15 protein-coding genes and 1 pseudogene are annotated in these 16,154 nt (G+C 63.6%); 11 read left to right on the forward strand and 5 right to left on the reverse strand.

Translation table 11 applies throughout. The annotated features are described in order from the left end of the window. Positions 1-16: 16 nt before the first annotated feature. Genes RQH86_RS01220 through RQH86_RS01240 form a run of 5 tightly spaced genes read right to left on the reverse strand, consistent with a single transcriptional unit; the run spans position 17 to position 3,319 of the window. On the reverse strand, positions 17-841 hold the full coding sequence (locus RQH86_RS01220) for a DUF4097 family beta strand repeat-containing protein (RefSeq protein WP_311238724.1): 825 nt from the start codon (positions 839-841) through the stop codon (positions 17-19). A gap of 9 nt (positions 842-850) precedes the next feature. After that, positions 851-1,837 (reverse strand): ABC transporter permease, encoded by a 987-nt coding sequence (locus RQH86_RS01225; protein WP_311238725.1) that lies wholly within the window; start codon positions 1,835-1,837, stop codon positions 851-853. Beyond that, on the reverse strand, positions 1,834-2,709 hold the full coding sequence (locus RQH86_RS01230) for an ABC transporter ATP-binding protein (RefSeq protein ID WP_115527501.1): 876 nt from the start codon (positions 2,707-2,709) through the stop codon (positions 1,834-1,836). Before RQH86_RS01230 ends, RQH86_RS01225 begins: the two co-directional genes overlap by 4 nt. After that, positions 2,706-3,068 carry a GntR family transcriptional regulator gene (locus tag RQH86_RS01235; RefSeq protein ID WP_005988451.1) on the reverse strand — a complete coding sequence of 121 codons (363 nt, stop codon included), beginning with the start codon at positions 3,066-3,068 and terminating at the stop codon, positions 2,706-2,708. The genes RQH86_RS01230 and RQH86_RS01235 overlap by 4 nt, the downstream gene beginning before the upstream one ends. Positions 3,069-3,070: 2 nt before the next feature. Further along, positions 3,071-3,319 (reverse strand): hypothetical protein, encoded by a 249-nt coding sequence (locus RQH86_RS01240; RefSeq protein WP_311238726.1) that lies wholly within the window; start codon positions 3,317-3,319, stop codon positions 3,071-3,073. Positions 3,320-3,453: 134 nt separating this feature from the next. Here RQH86_RS01240 and RQH86_RS01245 point away from each other — a divergent pair, with 134 nt between their 5' ends. The 11 genes and pseudogenes from RQH86_RS01245 to RQH86_RS01295 all read left to right on the forward strand — a co-directional run bounded on the left by RQH86_RS01245 (position 3,454) and on the right by RQH86_RS01295 (position 15,821). Then, positions 3,454-4,011: a glutathione peroxidase gene (locus RQH86_RS01245; protein WP_115512068.1), complete on the forward strand. Its 558-nt coding sequence runs from the start codon at positions 3,454-3,456 to the stop codon at positions 4,009-4,011. A 90-nt stretch (positions 4,012-4,101) separates the two neighbouring features. Continuing rightward, positions 4,102-5,073, forward strand: a complete 972-nt coding sequence (locus RQH86_RS01250; RefSeq protein WP_311238727.1) for an FKBP-type peptidyl-prolyl cis-trans isomerase — start codon at positions 4,102-4,104, stop codon at positions 5,071-5,073. Between the two features lie 24 nt (positions 5,074-5,097). Beyond that, positions 5,098-6,444 (forward strand): UDP-glucose/GDP-mannose dehydrogenase family protein, encoded by a 1,347-nt coding sequence (locus tag RQH86_RS01255; RefSeq protein WP_115512067.1) that lies wholly within the window; start codon positions 5,098-5,100, stop codon positions 6,442-6,444. Next, positions 6,437-6,673: a SlyX family protein gene (locus RQH86_RS01260; RefSeq protein ID WP_024939344.1), complete on the forward strand. Its 237-nt coding sequence runs from the start codon at positions 6,437-6,439 to the stop codon at positions 6,671-6,673. Before RQH86_RS01255 ends, RQH86_RS01260 begins: the two co-directional genes overlap by 8 nt. An 18-nt stretch (positions 6,674-6,691) precedes the next feature. Continuing rightward, positions 6,692-7,429, forward strand: coding sequence for a DUF2058 family protein (locus RQH86_RS01265; protein WP_332798095.1), 738 nt, complete (start codon positions 6,692-6,694; stop codon positions 7,427-7,429). A 240-nt stretch (positions 7,430-7,669) separates the two neighbouring features. Further along, complete coding sequence (locus RQH86_RS01270) at positions 7,670-9,760, forward strand: acyltransferase family protein (RefSeq protein WP_193552849.1); 2,091 nt, start codon at positions 7,670-7,672, stop codon at positions 9,758-9,760. Between the two features lie 126 nt (positions 9,761-9,886). Continuing rightward, positions 9,887-10,729 carry a transporter gene (locus RQH86_RS01275; RefSeq protein WP_311238729.1) on the forward strand — a complete coding sequence of 281 codons (843 nt, stop codon included), beginning with the start codon at positions 9,887-9,889 and terminating at the stop codon, positions 10,727-10,729. 497 nt (positions 10,730-11,226) lie between these two features. Further along, positions 11,227-12,312, forward strand: a pseudogene (locus RQH86_RS01280) (LacI family DNA-binding transcriptional regulator); the annotation flags it as partial. A gap of 13 nt (positions 12,313-12,325) precedes the next feature. Further along, positions 12,326-13,636, forward strand: a complete 1,311-nt coding sequence (fucP, locus tag RQH86_RS01285; protein WP_115527505.1) for an L-fucose:H+ symporter permease — start codon at positions 12,326-12,328, stop codon at positions 13,634-13,636. Then, a complete protein-coding gene (locus RQH86_RS01290) occupies positions 13,633-14,619 on the forward strand; it encodes a carbohydrate kinase (RefSeq protein WP_161963032.1) in 987 nt (328 codons plus the stop codon). Before fucP ends, RQH86_RS01290 begins: the two co-directional genes overlap by 4 nt. Continuing rightward, the gene (locus RQH86_RS01295) at positions 14,616-15,821 is read left to right on the forward strand and encodes an AGE family epimerase/isomerase (protein WP_115584412.1); all 1,206 of its coding nucleotides are present in this window, start codon (positions 14,616-14,618) and stop codon (positions 15,819-15,821) included. The genes RQH86_RS01290 and RQH86_RS01295 overlap by 4 nt, the downstream gene beginning before the upstream one ends. Positions 15,822-16,154 lie beyond the last annotated feature (333 nt).

Raw genomic sequence — 16,154 nt, forward strand, 5'->3', positions numbered from 1 at the left:
ATCGTGGATGAAGTGATCAGCGCTCGGCCGGCACGCGCGTGGTGCCGGCGACGTCCTTGACATTGATATCTCCGCTGCCCTTGCGCGCAACGCTCACATCGCCGCTCACCTTGCGCACGTTGAGCGCGCCGGAATTGATCGCCTCGACGGTGATGTTTCCCCGCACGTCGTTGAGCTCCATATCGCCAGACCCGATCGTGCCGACCTTGATGCTGCCGGCCACGTCGCGCAGCGTGACATCGCCCGAGCCCACTTTGCCGATCTCCGCCGCGCCATGGATCTGCTTGGCCTTCAGATCGCCCGAGCCCACGGCCAGCACGCGGAGCGCACCGATGTCTTCCAGTTCGACATCGCCGGAGCCCACCTTGACGGTGACACGCCCCTTGCTATGGCGAATGGCAACATCGCCGGAGCCGACATCGGCACTCACCGCAGCGGCGCCGGTGATGTCGGCATCGCCGGAGCCCACATCCAACTGCACCAGCAGGTTACTCGGCACGCTGCCGCGCAGGTCCAGATACGAATAGTTTTCGCCGACGGACATACGCAGCAGGCGGTCGTCCGTCAGCGTCACCACCAGCCGGTCGCCCACCCGCTTCTGGGTGACCGTCAGGCCCTTGAGCACGTCGGCCTTGGCTGCACAGGCGCGGCCGTGCAGACGACCGCCATTGCCGGGCGATGCTTCCAGATGCAGGTCGCTGGAACCGACCTCGAACAACACCGATTTCACTCCCGCCAGCTGCAGTTCCAGGCTGCGTGGCTCGGAGAATTTGCACTGCTCCTCGGCCACTGCGGCGCCGGGCAATGCGAACAGGATGGCCAGGGTCAAAGGCAGGCGCATGGGGTGTCCTCAGGCTTCGGAGCGCCGACGGCGCAGATAGATGGAAGCGGCGATCAGCGCGATGCCGATGGCGGCACCGATCCAGATGTCCGGGTCGCCGTAGACACGCGAACTGTCGGTGTGCTGCAAGGCCCACTGCACCAGGTCGCTGGGATTTTGCAGCGCACTGCTGTCCAGGTTGCCGCTGACGGCAAGCGGCGACCACGTACCAGGCAAGGCGCTGAGCAGGCCGCGATAGCCGACCACGTACCAGACCCCGCCGATCGGCAGCGACACGCCAGGCATCGCCGACAGGATGCTCAACATCACGCAGGCCAGCAGTGGGAACAGCACCGCCCACAGGAACGGCTTGCTGCCGGCCCACGCCGAGCAGAACATCAGCCAGCCGACGGTCGGCAGCGACCACAGCAGGCTCATCGGCACGGTCTTCAACAGCAGCCACAACAATGCGAACGGGTGCGAGTGAGTAGCCAACGCCCAGGGGCTGGGCACGCCTGCTATCGAGGCGCCAACGATGGCGATCAACCATAACGCCAGGCCGACCACCGTACCGATCACGATGGAAATCAGCGGCGCCAGCAGCAAGGCCCAGGCGGCCTTGGACAATACGGTCTGTACGTCGGAGACCGGCAACGATTTCCAGAACAGCACGCTGCGGTCGCGGCGATCGTCGTAGAGGCTGCCAAGCGCATAGAAGAACACGACAAAGGCCAGTACCACCGAGGCGATGCCGACGCCGCCGAGCAGCAGCCCGTCGCCGACCTGGCCCAGGGTGCGCGTGTATTCGGCCAGATCGTCCATCCGGATGCTGTCGCCGGTCATGTTGCGACGCGCGCTGATCGCGCCGATCACCGCGCCCAGCAGCGCAAAGAACACCGCGATGCCGCCGGTGATCACCTGCGCCCAGACGAAGCCGCCACGGTGTTCCCAGTATTCGCGTTTGAGTAGCCAGCCGAAGGTCCGGGCAGGCGATGCGTGGTTGGTCATGGCATTCATGCGTAGGTCCCCTTCATGACGGCAACAAACAGGTCGGCCAGGCCGGGATTGCGGGTTTCGCCGAAGCGTGCGAGCTGATCCTTGGGCACGCCATCGAACAGCATCACGGTCTTGCCGAAGGGCAGGGCGCGTTCGTCGATCGGGGTCAGGGCGCGCGCAGTCTCCAGGTGTTCGGCACCGACCAGCACTTCGGTGTAGCGCTGCGCCACGTCTTCCATGTCGGCGGTGAGCACGATGCGGCCGTCGCGGATGAACATCACATCGGTGAGGATGTGTTCGATCTCTTCGACCTGGTGGGTAGTGACGATGATGGTCTTCTGCTCGTCGAAGTAATCCTCCAGCAAACGCTGGTAGAACTGCTTGCGATACAGGATGTCCAGGCCCAGCGTGGGCTCGTCCAGCACCAGAATGCGCGCGTCGATGGCCATCACCAGCGCCAGATGCAGCTGCACGATCATGCCCTTGGACAATTCGCGGACCCGCGATTTGCGATTGAGCTGGGTATTGGCCAAAAAACGCTCGCACTTGGCGCGATCGAAGCGCGGATGCACCCCCGCCACGAAGTCGATCGCTTCGCCCACCCGCAGCCAGCGCGGCAACACCGCCACGTCGGCGATAAAGCAGACTTCGTTCATCAGCGCATTGCGCTCGGTGCGCGGGTCCATGCCCAGCACCTTCAAGTCGCCGTCGAAGTCGGTCAGCCCCAGCACGGCCTTGAGCGCGGTGGTCTTGCCGGCGCCGTTGGGGCCGATCAATCCGACGATGCGGCCGGCGGCGATGGTGAAGCTGGTGTTGTCCAGCGCCAGCCGATGTTTGTAGGTCTTGCGTAGCCCACGTGCGTCGACGACATGGTCGGTGGAGACGGCGGTCATGGTGTTTTCCCCTGTGGCAACAGATCGTCGATGGACAGGCCCAGGCGCTGGATGCGTTCCAGCACCGCCGGCCATTCTTCATTCAAGAAGCGGTCGCGTTCGCTTCCGCGCAGCTTCTGTGCAGCTTCCGGGGTCATGAACATGCCCAGGCCGCGGCGTTTTTCCACCAGGTTCTCGTCGGCCAACTCCTGGTAGGCGCGCGAGACGGTGATGGGATTGAGTTGATAGTCCGCCGCGACCTGGCGCACCGAAGGCAGTGCGTCGCCAGGTTTGAGGATTCCATCGAGCATCATGGCAATGACCCGTTCCTTGAGTTGGCGGTAGATGGGAGCGCCGTCGCTCCATTGGATGTCGTTCATGATCAGCTCCGTGGGCGCAGAACCTGCGCGAAGGAGAAATAGGGCATCGACAGCGAAGCGCGCAGGTGCCGGCCAGGCCGGGTGCGCTCCTCGGGGGGAGTTGTCGCGTTTTCCGTAACCACCTCCGACACGCCATAATCGGCGCCGGACTCCGTGACCTGACTGGAAGCGGCTCCCAGCCAACCAATGGCAAACAGGGTGCTGCCGAACAGCAACAGCGGAACTGGTCGCGTGACACGTGTGCTGTTCATGCTTTCCCCCTGCGTTGGATGACTGGTGTTGTATTCAACTATAACACCGACACGCAGGCAGTCAACTGTCTGTCATACCCAACTGATGGCACCCCACGCAGACCGGGGTGCCGATCACCTTCGAGGAACTTCCAATGCTGCTGAAACGTCTATTGGTCGTTGTATTCGCTGGCTTTTTTGCAAGCTCGGCCATGGCCGCCGGGGCGCCGCTGCTGGATCTGGACTACCGCCCGTTGGCCGGCAAAGCGCCAATCAACCTGAACCGGAGTTACGGCGGCAAGGTAGTAATGGTGGTCAATACCGCCAGCAAATGCGGCTACACACCGCAGTACGAAGGTCTGGAAGCACTCAACCAGCGCTTCGCCAGCCGCGGGTTCGCGGTGCTGGGCTTTCCATCCAACGATTTCCAGGGACAGGAACCCGGATCTGAGAAGCAGATCCAGGAATTCTGCACGCTGACCTATGGCGTTAAGTTCCCGATGTTTGAGAAGGTGCACGTGCTGGGCAAAGAAGCGACGCCGCTGTATCAGCGCTTGACGCAGGCAACGGGCGTGGCGCCGGGTTGGAACTTCCACAAGTATTTGATTGCACGCGACGGGCGCGTGGTAGCGCAGTTCCCCAGCAAGATCAAACCGGACGATCCGAGCGTGCTGGCGGCGATCGAACGCGAGCTCACTGCGCCGTCGCGCTGAGCGCGGCTCTCGCAACGCCGCGTGCGCATGCGACAATGCGTGTTCAGCGCCGTCGGTGGCGTGTCTTTTCACTTTCGGGAAGTGCATCGAATGAAGATGGGAAAGCGCGGCGCGGCGGCGTCGCTACTGATAGTGGCAATGACGGCTTCGATGCCGGCGATGTCGCAGCAACCGGCCGCAGCGGCCACCAAGGAGAAGCCAGTTTTGAATGCATCGTCTGAGAAAAGCACGCGCGACAACGTCAGCTACGCCATCGGTATGGATGTAGCGCGCTCGTTCGAGCCGATTGCCCAGGACATCGATCTGAGCGCGATGCAACGCGCCATCGAAAATGCATTCAAGGGTGGTAAGCCGCTGTTGTCCGATGAGCAGACTCAGGCCACCGATACCGCATTGCGCACCGCGCTGGCTGCCCGCAATGGTCAGCAGGTGCCGGGCATGGCGCCAGGCTCCGCGCCGGCCACCCCGTCCAAGGAAAATGTCGGCTTGATGCTGGGCGACCGTGCGGTTGGTCCGTCGCTGGCCGGCATCAAGGACGAGATCGATCTGTCGACCCTGATGGAAGCGGTGCGTACCGTGTTCGCCAAGGGCACCACGCGTCTGACCCAGCAGGAAGCGGCCGCCACCATGCAGGCCTTCGCCTCTGCCAAGCAGGGCGCTGCCGGCGCCAAGAATCGCGAAGACGGCAATGCCTTCCTCGCCAAGAATAAAACCGAGAAAGGCGTGATCACCACCGCGTCCGGCCTGCAGTACATGGTGCTGCGCCAGGGCAGCGGCGAGCGCCCGATGCGGACCAACAAGGTCCGTGTGAACTACGAAGGCAAGCTGCTCGACGGGCAGGTCTTCGACAGTTCGTACCAGCGCGGCCAGCCGGCCGAGTTTGGTCTGGATCAAGTTATTCCCGGTTGGACCGAGGGCGTCGCATTGATGCCGGTCGGTTCGAAATATCGTTTCTGGATTCCATCCAACTTGGCCTATGGCCCGAACGGCACGCAAGGGGGGCCGATCGGACCGGACGCAACGTTGACGTTCGATGTCGAACTGATGGGTATCCTTCCCTGATCCCCCACAGGAGTACCCCCACCCATGCGAGTTGCGATCTTTGGTACCGGCTATGTTGGTCTTGTCACCGGTACCTGTCTGGCGGAAGTAGGTCATCACGTTATCTGCGTGGATATCGACCAGGCGAAAGTTGATGGTCTCAATCGTGGGGTGATTCCCATCTACGAACCCGGCTTGGAGCCGATGGTGAAAGCCAACCATGCCTCTGGCCGGTTGCGCTTCACCAGCGACGCCGCCGAGGCGATTGCGCACGGCGAAATCACCTTTATCGCTGTGGGCACGCCGCCGGACGAAGATGGTAGTGCCGACCTGCAGTACGTGCTGGCGGTTGCACGCACTGTCGGTCGCCATATCGACGGCCCTTCGGTCGTGGTCAACAAGTCAACGGTGCCGGTCGGGACCGCCGACAAGGTGCGCGCGGCGATCCAGGAAGAGCTGGACGCACGTGGCGTGGACCACGAATTCGATGTCGTCTCCAACCCCGAGTTCTTGAAGGAAGGCGATGCGGTGGCCGACTGCATGCGTCCGGACCGGATCGTGATCGGCGCCAAGAAGCCGGCTGCGATCGCACGCATGCGTCGTCTGTATGCCCCGTTCAATCGCAACCGCGATCGCATCGTGGAAATGGACGTGCGCTCGGCCGAGCTCACCAAGTACGCGGCCAACGCGATGCTGGCGACCAAGATCAGTTTCATGAACGAGATCGCCAATATTGCCGAGCGTGTCGGTGCGGACGTCGAGCATGTGCGTAACGGGATCGGCTCCGATCCGCGCATCGGCTGGCACTTCATCTATCCAGGTGCCGGTTACGGCGGCTCGTGCTTCCCCAAGGACGTGCAGGCGCTTGCCAAGACGGCAGAGCAGTACGGCATGCAGCCGACCCTGCTCAACGCGGTGGAAAGCGTCAACAACGCGCAGAAGGGTCATCTGTTCGAACTGGTGCAGCGTCATTACGGTGGCGAAAGCGGCAGCATCGCCGGCAAGACCTTCGCGGTGTGGGGCCTGGCGTTCAAACCCAATACCGACGACATGCGTGCGGCCTCCAGCCGTCGTCTGATGGCGCAGTTGTGGGAAGCCGGTGCCACCGTGCGTGCCTACGACCCGGAAGCCACGCACGAGGCCAAGCGCATCTTCGGCGAGCGCGACGACCTGACCTTCTGCGACGAAGCCTTTGCTGCACTGGAAGGCGCCGACGCACTGGTTGTTGTCACCGAGTGGAAGCAGTTCCGTAGCCCGGATTTCGGCAAGATCAAGCAGGCATTGAAGGACGACGTCGTGTTCGACGGCCGCAACCTGTATGACCCGCAGGAAATCGAAGCCGCCGGTCTTGCTTACTACGCCATCGGACGAGGCCGTTCGTTGCATGCATGAGCAACTCTCGCCGCGCGACCAGGAACTGGACGCGCGGTTGGTGGAACTGGAAACGCGCCTCTCCTTCCAGGAGCAGGCGCTCAATGAACTGAGTGAAGCACTTGCGGACGCCCGTTTGACGGGTGCCCGCAACGCCGAGCTGATCCGCCACCTGCTCGAGGATCTGGGCAAGGTGCGCTCCACGTTGTTTGCCGATGCAGCGGACGAACCGCCGCCTCCGCACTATTGATTGCAGATTGCCACCGCCATGAGCGATACCTTACGTGACCAGTTGCTTGGCCTGGGCTTCAAGTCCGCGCCCAAGCCCGAACGCAAACCCGACGCACGGCCTGCCGCGCGTCACCATGGCAACGGTGGCAAGCCCGCACCCGGCGGCAACAGGCCGGGTGGCCAGGGCAGGGGACCGCAGCGGCCACACGCCGCTGCGGCGACCGATGCAACCAATGAACGCAAAAGCGATGGCAGGCCCGACCGGCGCCACGATGGCAAGCCGGCAGCGTCGCCACGCCCCCAACATTCCAATGCCGACCGACGTAGCCCCAGGCCGGCGCGTACGCGCGAGGACATCGACCTGGCCAAGGCTTATGCGATCCGTGCGCAGCGCGAAAAAGACGAGCGCATCGAAGCCGAGCGCCTAAAGCAGGAAGAAGCACGCCTGCGTCGCGAAGCTAAGGCCAAGCTCGAGGAGCTGCTCAAGGACAAGGGCTTGAACCATGCCGATGCCGACATCGCGCGGCATTTCCCGTATGGCGGCAAGATCAAGCGCATCTACGTCACCGCCGATCAGCTCAAGGCACTCAATGCCGGCGAGCTGGGCGTGCTGCAACTCAATGGGCGCTATCTGCTGGTGACGGCCGAGGTACTCGCCGAGGCCGAATCCGTGTTCGCACCGTCGGTGGCCCTGAAGGTGGACCCGAATGCGCCGGCAGGCGACGACCCGTACGCCGATCCCCAATATCAGGTGCCCGACGATCTGGTCTGGTAACACCGCAATCCACTGGTGATTTGAAAAATCGGACACCTTTCGGGTGCCCCTGTATTGAGTGCGACCAAGTTGCTGCAGTGTGACGAAATGAGCACAGCTGATATCTGATCGCATGCACGACATCGTCGTCGCGACGCATGGCGCGGTCACCGATCTGCCTGCGGCTGCGTTCCCACTGAGCGGTCGCTCATAAATTTGCCCGGCAATATGGCCTGGCACCGCTTTTCAGGAATCAGGATGATGCGCGCGCAGATAGGGAACGGTTATTTCGCACATATCGACGGCTTACGTGCGCTGGCCGTGCTGTCGGTCATCGCCTACCACCTAGACGCAAGCTGGTTGCCCGGTGGCTTCACCGGTGTCGACATCTTCTTCGTTATCTCCGGGTTTGTGGTCAGCGCCTCGGTCGATCGGCTGCCTCGCGTGTCGGTTGCGGCAGAACTTGTCCGCTTCTATGCGCGTCGCTTGCGGCGTATCGCGCCCGCGCTGCTGGCATGTCTGGTGGCCACTGCGCTGTTCTCGATGGTGTTCATCCCCGAGTCGTGGCTAAGCGAATCCAGCACCAAGACCGGGATCATGGCGCTGTTCGGTTTGAGCAACTGGGTGCTTGCCAGCGTGGGGCAGGATTATTTTTCGCCGCGCGCAGAGTTCAATCCGTACACGCAAACATGGTCGCTCGGCGTCGAAGAGCAGTTCTATCTGCTGTTTCCGTGGATGTTTCTGGCGTGGATGCGCGGCGGTGCAGGGCGCTTCTGGTCGCTGGGCGTGTTCGCGCTCGCCAGTGCGGCCTCGCTCGGGTACGCGTGGCAGCGCACGCATGTGCCGGGGCATGAAGTCACATCGTTTTATCTGACGACTGCGCGTTTCTGGCAACTGGGTGCGGGCGTGCTGTTGTATCAAGGCATGACACTGCTCGGGCGCCGCGAAGGACGCCATCTGTTTGCCACCGGCATCGCGATGCCGGCTGCACTGCGCACGCTGCTGTTGGTGCTGGCGTTGGCCAGCATCGGAAATGGCTTGTGGAATGCGCGCCCCGGCCATTCGCCGTGGAGCGACGGGCTTTGGCCGGTGCTGGGCACGCTGGCCTTGCTGGCGTTGTTGCATCGACACGCCGACGGCTGGGCGGGGCGCGTCCTGTCCGCCAGGCCAATGGTGGCGATCGGCCGCATCTCGTATTCGCTGTATCTGTGGCACTGGCCGGTTCTGGTGCTGTTGCGGTGGACCGTCGGATTGGAATCGGCGAGCGCCAAACTTGCGGCGCTAGCCTTGACGTTCGCATGTGCGGTGGCGTCGTATCGTTGGGTGGAGTTGCCGTGGCGCACACGTCGTCTGAGCGGTCGCTCGAACATGCGCGTTGTGGCGATCGGCATCGGCGCGCTGGTGCTGGCCGCTGGCGTGCAATCGCTGCTGATCAAGTCCGCGCCGTACGCCTCTTGGAGTGTGGTCAGCAGGCATCCGCAGGATTGGTATGCCTATGCCCGTGGCCTGCGCAAGGAATTTCCGGACTGCCGCCTGCTGGCGAGCAATGCATCGGTCAACGGGCAGCCGGTGCGGATTTTCGCGCGCGGGCAGTGCACGCGACCGGCTAAGACGGGACGGCAGGTCTTTGTGATAGGCGATTCGCATGCGCTGGCCTACAACGAAATGCTGCGACGCTTTCCAGTGGTCGAAGGTGGCAGCGTCCGCATATACGGGGTCGCCGGTTGTTCGGTCGCTTCGATGCAACCTGGCGTGAAAGTGCCCGGGTGCGAGGAGTTCGTGCACGCCGCGCTGGAAGATGTGATCGCCAACGTACATCCTGGCGATGTGCTGTTTCTGCCAGGGTTGCGTGTGCCGCGTCTGGCCGAGCAGGACGCCCTGTTCGATCTGGATGCCAATGTCGCTACGTTGCAGAGCGAACAGGCGCAACGCGAGCGTGATGCGAGTGTTGCCGCAACCATCGCTCTGCTGGCGCCGGTGCAGGCGCGGGGCGTGCGGATCGTGTTCGAGGCGCCCAAGCCTGTGCTCAGGGCACCGCCGTACCGATGCTCGGACTGGTTCAATCGCCACAACGCGGTATGCGCCAACGGCATGCAGATCGAGCGAGCCGTCATGGAGCGGTACCGCGCGCCGGCACTGGACGGTGTGCATCGCATTGCCGCAGCGCTGGGCGGCGCCAGTGTCTGGGACCCGCTGCCACTGCTGTGCGATGCGCAGACGTGCGCGCCGACCCGGCATGGCCGACCGCTGTTCTTCGATGCCGACCACCTGAGCGGCTACGGCAATCGTGTGCTGCTGCCCAGCTTCGCTGCGCATCTGCGTGGCTTACCGGCGCAGGCGCCAACGCACTAACCGGATCAGGCAGCGATAGACAGGCCGGTCACGGCAGGCACGGCACCATGCACGCCGTTGCCTGTCGACGCAGTCGGGCATAAGGTCAGCTGCGTTGTCGCTCACTTCCTGCCGATGGTGCCGCATATGTCCATGTCTTCAAACTCCACGCAAGCTCGTGCCATTGTGCAGGCGTCGTTGATGCCCGCTGCTGCGTTCAACGTTCTGCGGCTTCAGGCAGGTCTACACCTGGCATTGGCCGGAGCGGTGTTGGCGCTATGCCTGGCCAGTCCGCAGGCATTTGCGCAATCGGAAGACGCCCCGGCGTTCGACCGTCCCGGTATCCCGTTCGCTGCCGAGGTGCTGCAGCCTGGCGCGTTCGCCTGGGAGCAGGGCTTGCCGGATGCCAGTACCGATCGTGCCGATGGTCAGCGCACGACGCTGTACACCGCCGACACGGTGCTGCGTCTTGGGGTGTCCGAGCATGTGGAGCTGCAACTGGGCAGCGACAGTTACAACTGGCAGCACGGTGGTGGTGCGCGCACGCACGGCGGTGGCGACAGCCAGGTTGGGTTGAAGGTCGCCTTGCCGTCGCGTTCGGAGAGTTTCCATTGGGCGGCACTGGGCACCTATCGCGTGCCGACCGGCAGCCCTGCCTTCAGCGATGGCTATTCGCGCGAGCTCGGGGTGACTGCATCGTGGGATCTGTCGCAGCAGCGCGCGCTGGCGTTGTACGTCAATTACGCACGCGATAACGACGGGCACACCTGGACGTTTTCGCCCAACTACACGTTCTTTTCGGGCGAGCATTTCAGCAGTTATGTGGAAGCTGGCCTGGATGCCGGCAGCGAGCATTCGCGTGTGGCGGGCGCCGGCGGCGCCTGGCAGCTACCGCATGCGATGCAGCTGGATGTCTCGGTGCTGCGTGGGCTGACATCGGAAAGCCCGGATTGGCAGGGTGGGATCGGCTTGTCGATCGCGTTTCAGTAACGGGTCAATAGCAGCCTAGGCACGCGTGCGACAGCGAGGCGCGAGCCCTGGCGTTGTGGCGCCCCCTACGCTTCTTGCTGGGGCAACGGCGCGGTCGCTTGGATTTCAGACGCTTGCGTGACCGCAGCAGATCGCTCGGCTGCGCGTCACGGCGGTCTGTCAGACGTGTGGGTGATCAATCGACGCGCGTGGGGCGGGGCGCACGGCGCGACGCGCGTTCCATCCACACATCGCAACGGCACGCCGCGGTTGCCAGAAGCTGCAGTAAGCTGTTTATCTCGACCGATGCGGCTCTGTGCCAATGACCGCCACAGTTGCGCCGCTGGATTTTGTTCCGCTCATGCTGCACTGCCGCATGCATTGAATGGCGGGAAAAGGCTTAATTGGATCGATCCAATTCCAGTCCATTACATGCGCGTTTTTCACTCAGCGGGTCCCAGCGCTTGACGCGTCCCAAGCAGGCCTCGGCTGCGCCGGAGGCTGGCGAAGTGCGTCTGGCGCGGCGTGGCGCGGTGACGCTGCGCGACATCGCAGGCGCAATCGGCGTCTCGCGCGCAACCGTGTCGCTGGTGCTGCGCGGTAGCCCGCTGGTGCATGCCAGCACGCGCGCGCGGGTGGAAGCCGAGCTGGATCGGCAACACTACGTCTACAACAGGGCCGCTGCCAATCTACGCCAGCGCACCTCGTCCAGCATCGCGCTGGTCATCAATGATCTGTCCAACCCGTTTTTCGCGGAGTTTGCAGCAGGGGTCGACGAAGCGTTGGGCGCGGCCGGCTATGTGACGCTGCTGGGTAGTACCGGCGAGTCCACGCAGCGGCAGCAGGCGGTGTTGACTTCGTTGATGGAGCACACGCCGGCCGGGATCATCCTGTCGCCGGCCGAGGGCAGCCAGGCGCAGGACTTGGCGCAGGTGCTGGGCCGCCAGCGCAACGTGGTGCTGTTCAATCGCGAGGTGGAAGGCGCCGGCTGGGACCTGTTGGCGCTGGACAACGAACAGGGCGCGTTTCTGGCCTGCACACATCTGATTGAACAAGGTCATCGGCACATCGTTTTTTTCGGCGGTCATGCCGAATCCAGCTCGTGCCGGCAGCGCCGCGCCGGTTATACGCGCGCGATGTCCGGCGCAGGTCTGGCGGTGCAGTACGTCGAGTCGGCACCCAATCGTCAGGACGCCGCACTGTGTGGCACGCGCATGCTCGACAACGCCGACCAGGCCGTGACCGCGGCGGTTTGCTACAACGACAGCGTTGCGCTTGGCCTGATGGCCGCGCTGGCGATGCATGGGATCGTTCCGGGCCGCGACTTCGCGGTGACTGGCTTCGACGATATTGCCGAAGCCGCCTTGTTTACCCCGGCGTTGACCACGCTGGCGGCCGATCCGCGTGCGCGCGGCCGGCAAGCTGCGCAGCTGGTGCTGCAGCGCATCGGCAGCCCGGACCTGGCGTCGCAGCGGCTGACCGCTGCAGTGGCGCTGAAGGTCCGCGCGAGTAGCGCCTGCGCGCCCTCACTCCTCTCTGTGTCTTCGCAACATCCCGTAAGCGATTCTCCCGCCCATTCCCCCACCAAGGCCTCAGGCCGCTGACCAGGCAACTCCTATGGTTTCCCTTTCCACGCAATCCACTGTGCCAAGCGGCAACAAGGCGCCCGTCAACAACGGCGTCGCGTTGTCGGTGGTCACCACGATCTTTTTCATGTGGGGCTTTCTCACCTGCCTCAACGACATCCTGATTCCGCATCTGAAGGCGGTGTTCGAGCTGAACTTTGCGCAGGCGATGCTGGTGCAGTTCACCTTCTTCGGTGCGTACTTCCTGATGTCGTTGCCGGCCGGTTGGCTGGTGAATCGCCTGGGCTACAAGCAGGGCATCGTTGCTGGGCTTGCGGTGGCGGCGATCGGTGCGCTGGGTTTCTGGCCTGCGGCGGAACTGCGCGTGTATGGCGCATTTCTGGGGGCGTTGTTCGTGCTTGCCACCGGCATCACCATCCTGCAGGTGGCGGCAAATCCGTATGTTGCGTTGCTGGGTCCGGAGCGCAGTGCCTCCAGCCGGCTGACCCTGGCGCAGGCGCTCAATTCGCTGGGTACCGCGATTGCGCCGCTGCTGGGCGGCTGGTTGATCCTCTCCAACACGGTGATGAGCGGCGACCAGCTCAAGGCGTTGCCGGAGGCCGAGCAGCTGGCCTATCGCGTGCAGGAAGCGCAGGCCGTGCAAGGCCCCTACATCGGGCTGGGCGTGGTGCTGTTTTTGCTGGCGATCTTTGTGTTTCTGTTCCGTCTGCCCACGTTGACTGATGCCGGCGCGCAGAAGGAAGAGAGCAAGCATTCGCTACTGGATGCGCTGCGTCACCCGCATGTGCGCTTCGGTGTGCTGGCGATCTTCTTCTATGTCGGCGCAGAAGTGGCGATCGGCAGCCTGATGGTCAATTACTTCTCGTTGCCTGAGATCGGCGGGTTCACCGAGCGCGAGGCGACCACCTATGTGTCGGCGTACTGGACCTTGGCGATGATCGGCCGCTTCATCGGTTCGGCGTTGTTGGCCAAGTTGTCGCCACGCGTGCTGCTGTCGGTATTTGCAGGGATCAACGCCTTGCTGCTGGGCTTGACCATGGCCAGTGGTGGCATGCTGGCGGTGTATGCGCTGGTGGCGATCGGGCTGTTCAACTCGATCATGTTCCCGACCATCTTTACCCTGGGCATCGAGCGGCTCGGTCCGCTGACCGGGCGCGCATCCAGCCTGTTGATCATGGCCATTGTGGGTGGCGCGATCGTGCCGTATCTGCAGGGCTTGCTGGCGGATCGCATCGGCCTGCATGAGTCGTTCGTGCTGCCGCTGGTGTGCTACCTGTACATCGTGTTTTACGGCATCTGGGGTTCGCGTTTGCGCGGCGCACTGGCGGAGGCGCGCGCATGAGTGCTGCCAAGAACCAGGTGGTCTGTTTCGGTGAAGCCTTGATCGACATGCTGGCCTTGCCGCAGGCCAGCACCGATGACGCGCGCACCTTCGCGCAATATGCCGGCGGTGCGCCGGCCAACGTGGCGGTTGCGGTGGCAAAGCTCGGCGGCGCTGCGCATTTTGTGGGCATGCTCGGGCGCGACATGTTCGGCGCTTTCCTGTTGCAGAGTCTGCAGCAGGCCGGCGTTGCCACCGATGGCATCGTGCGCACCGATGAAGCCAAGACCGCGCTGGCGTTTGTGGCGCTGGACGACGCCGGCGAGCGCAGTTTCAGCTTCTACCGGCCACCGGCAGCGGACCTGCTGTTCCGTCCGGAGCACTTTGCCGCCGATGGGTTTGCACAGGCAGCGGTGCTGCACGTGTGCTCCAACAGCATGACCGAGGATGCGATCGCGCAATGCACGCTGGACGGCATGCGCCGCGCGCGCGCCGACGGCGCCATCGTCAGCCTGGACCTCAATCTGCGCCCGATGCTGTGGCCGCAGGATGTGGACCCGGCTGCGTTGCTGTGGGAAGCGTTGGCGCTGGCCGATGTGGTCAAGCTCTCGCGCGAAGAACTGGAGTATCTGGCCGGCACCTTGCATAGCGACGCCAGCGCGGTGACGCAGAAGCTGTGGCAGGGCAACGCGCGCTGGCTGCTGATTACCGACGGCGGTGGCCCGGTGCATTGGCAGACACGGGTGGATTCCGGCCAGGTGCCGGCGTTCACTGTGCAGGTGCGCGACAGCACCGCGGCTGGCGATGCGTTCGTCGGTGGTCTGCTGTATCAGCTGGCCGCACGTGCGAGCACGCTTGAACACCTGTGCGGCGATGCTGCGGCGATGACGCAGGTGATTCGTTTCGCCGCAGCTGTCGGTGCACTTGCAGTGACGCGCAAAGGCGCGTTCGCCGCGATGCCCAGCATCGATGAAGTCCATTCTCTGATCCAGGAACAAGCATGAGCCCGTTGCCCGCATCTCCCGCTCCCGATTTCCGCTCGGCCGATGTGTTGCGCCAGCATATTGCCGACACCATGGCGTTCTATCACCCGCGCGCGATCGACCCGGCCGGTGGCTTCTTCCAGTATTTCAAGGATGACGGCAGCATCTACGATGCCGGCCACCGGCATCTGGTGAGCAGCACGCGCTTCGTCTTCAACTATGCGATGGCGTATCGCGAATTCGGCAATGCCGAGTACCTGCAAGCGGTGCGTCACGGCCTGGAGTATCTGCGCAACGTGCACCGCAATGCGGCCACTGGCGGGTATGCGTGGACGCTGCGCGATGGCGTGGTCGAAGACGACATGAACCACTGCTACGGCGTGGCGTTCGTGCTGCTGGCGTATTCGTGCGGCCTGAAAGCCGGTATTGCCGAAGCGCGCGAATGGATGGACGAAACCTGGCAGCTGCTGGAAAAGTATTTCTGGGAAGCGGAATTCGGCCTGTATCGCGATGAGGCCGATGCGCAGTTCAACTTCACCCGCTATCGCGGCCAGAACGCCAACATGCACATGTGCGAGGCGATGATCGCCGCCTACGAGGCCAGCGGCGAGCAGCGCTATCTCGATCGTGCGTTGCAGCTGGCCGACACCATGACCCGGCGCCAGGCGGCCAAGGCCGATGGGTTGGTGTGGGAGCACTACGACCCGCAGTGGAACATCGACTGGGACTACAACCGCGATAACCCCAAGCATTTGTTCCGCCCCTGGGGCTTCCAGCCGGGCCACCAGACCGAGTGGGCCAAGCTGCTGATGCTGCTGGATCGTTACGCGCCGACAGACTGGTTGTTGCCGACTGCGCAGCATCTGTTCGATGTTGCGGTGGATCGCTCCTGGGATGCGCAGCGCGGCGGGCTGTATTACGGCTTCGCACCTGACGGGCAGGTGTGCGATGACGACAAGTATTTCTGGGTGCAGGCCGAGTCGTTGGCTGCAGCTGCCTTGTTGGCGCAGCGCAGTGGCGATGCGCGCTACTGGCAGTGGTACGACAAGCTGTGGGAGTACTCCTGGACCCACATGGTCGACCACCGCTACGGCGCGTGGTATCGCATTCTGGATGCGGATAACCGCAAGTACAGCGACGAGAAGAGCCCGGCCGGCAAGACCGATTACCACACCATGGGCGCGTGCTACGAAGTGTTGAACGTGTTGCGTCCAGCAGCTTGATGCGGGTGTGACAGGGCGCGGCCGTCTATGTGCGGCCGCGCCGTGATGTAGGAGCGCACCCGGGCGCGATGGGGCTTTATCGGTAAGGCCCCGTCGCGCCTGGGTGCGCTCCTACGTTGGTTGGTCGCTGCTTGCGGTGATGCTGGCCCGGTGTCATTCGGGTGCCGCACCATGCGTGCGTCCTACAACGTGTTGTATGTGTTGCGCCCAGCAGTTTGATGCCGGTGTGACAGGGCGCGGCCGTCTATGTGCGGCTGCGCCGTGATGTAGGAGCGCACCTGGGCGCGATGGGGCTTTATCGGTAAGGCCCCGTCGCGCCCGGGTGCGCTCCTA

The organism is Xanthomonas sp. WCS2018Noco2-27, from assembly GCF_031843525.1.
Classification (GTDB): domain Bacteria; phylum Pseudomonadota; class Gammaproteobacteria; order Xanthomonadales; family Xanthomonadaceae; genus Xanthomonas.

Coding starts and splice junctions, on each gene's coding strand:
- RQH86_RS01220 (WP_311238724.1), bottom strand. CDS start 841: ATGCGCCTGCCTTTGACCCTGGCCATCCTGTTCGCATTGCCCGGCGCC.
- RQH86_RS01225 (WP_311238725.1), bottom strand. CDS start 1,837: ATGAATGCCATGACCAACCACGCATCGCCTGCCCGGACCTTCGGCTGG.
- RQH86_RS01230 (WP_115527501.1), bottom strand. CDS start 2,709: ATGACCGCCGTCTCCACCGACCATGTCGTCGACGCACGTGGGCTACGC.
- RQH86_RS01235 (WP_005988451.1), bottom strand. CDS start 3,068: ATGAACGACATCCAATGGAGCGACGGCGCTCCCATCTACCGCCAACTC.
- RQH86_RS01240 (WP_311238726.1), bottom strand. CDS start 3,319: ATGAACAGCACACGTGTCACGCGACCAGTTCCGCTGTTGCTGTTCGGC.
- RQH86_RS01245 (WP_115512068.1), top strand. CDS start 3,454: ATGCTGCTGAAACGTCTATTGGTCGTTGTATTCGCTGGCTTTTTTGCA.
- RQH86_RS01250 (WP_311238727.1), top strand. CDS start 4,102: ATGAAGATGGGAAAGCGCGGCGCGGCGGCGTCGCTACTGATAGTGGCA.
- RQH86_RS01255 (WP_115512067.1), top strand. CDS start 5,098: ATGCGAGTTGCGATCTTTGGTACCGGCTATGTTGGTCTTGTCACCGGT.
- RQH86_RS01260 (WP_024939344.1), top strand. CDS start 6,437: ATGCATGAGCAACTCTCGCCGCGCGACCAGGAACTGGACGCGCGGTTG.
- RQH86_RS01265 (WP_332798095.1), top strand. CDS start 6,692: ATGAGCGATACCTTACGTGACCAGTTGCTTGGCCTGGGCTTCAAGTCC.
- RQH86_RS01270 (WP_193552849.1), top strand. CDS start 7,670: ATGCGCGCGCAGATAGGGAACGGTTATTTCGCACATATCGACGGCTTA.
- RQH86_RS01275 (WP_311238729.1), top strand. CDS start 9,887: ATGTCCATGTCTTCAAACTCCACGCAAGCTCGTGCCATTGTGCAGGCG.
- fucP (WP_115527505.1), top strand. CDS start 12,326: ATGGTTTCCCTTTCCACGCAATCCACTGTGCCAAGCGGCAACAAGGCG.
- RQH86_RS01290 (WP_161963032.1), top strand. CDS start 13,633: ATGAGTGCTGCCAAGAACCAGGTGGTCTGTTTCGGTGAAGCCTTGATC.
- RQH86_RS01295 (WP_115584412.1), top strand. CDS start 14,616: ATGAGCCCGTTGCCCGCATCTCCCGCTCCCGATTTCCGCTCGGCCGAT.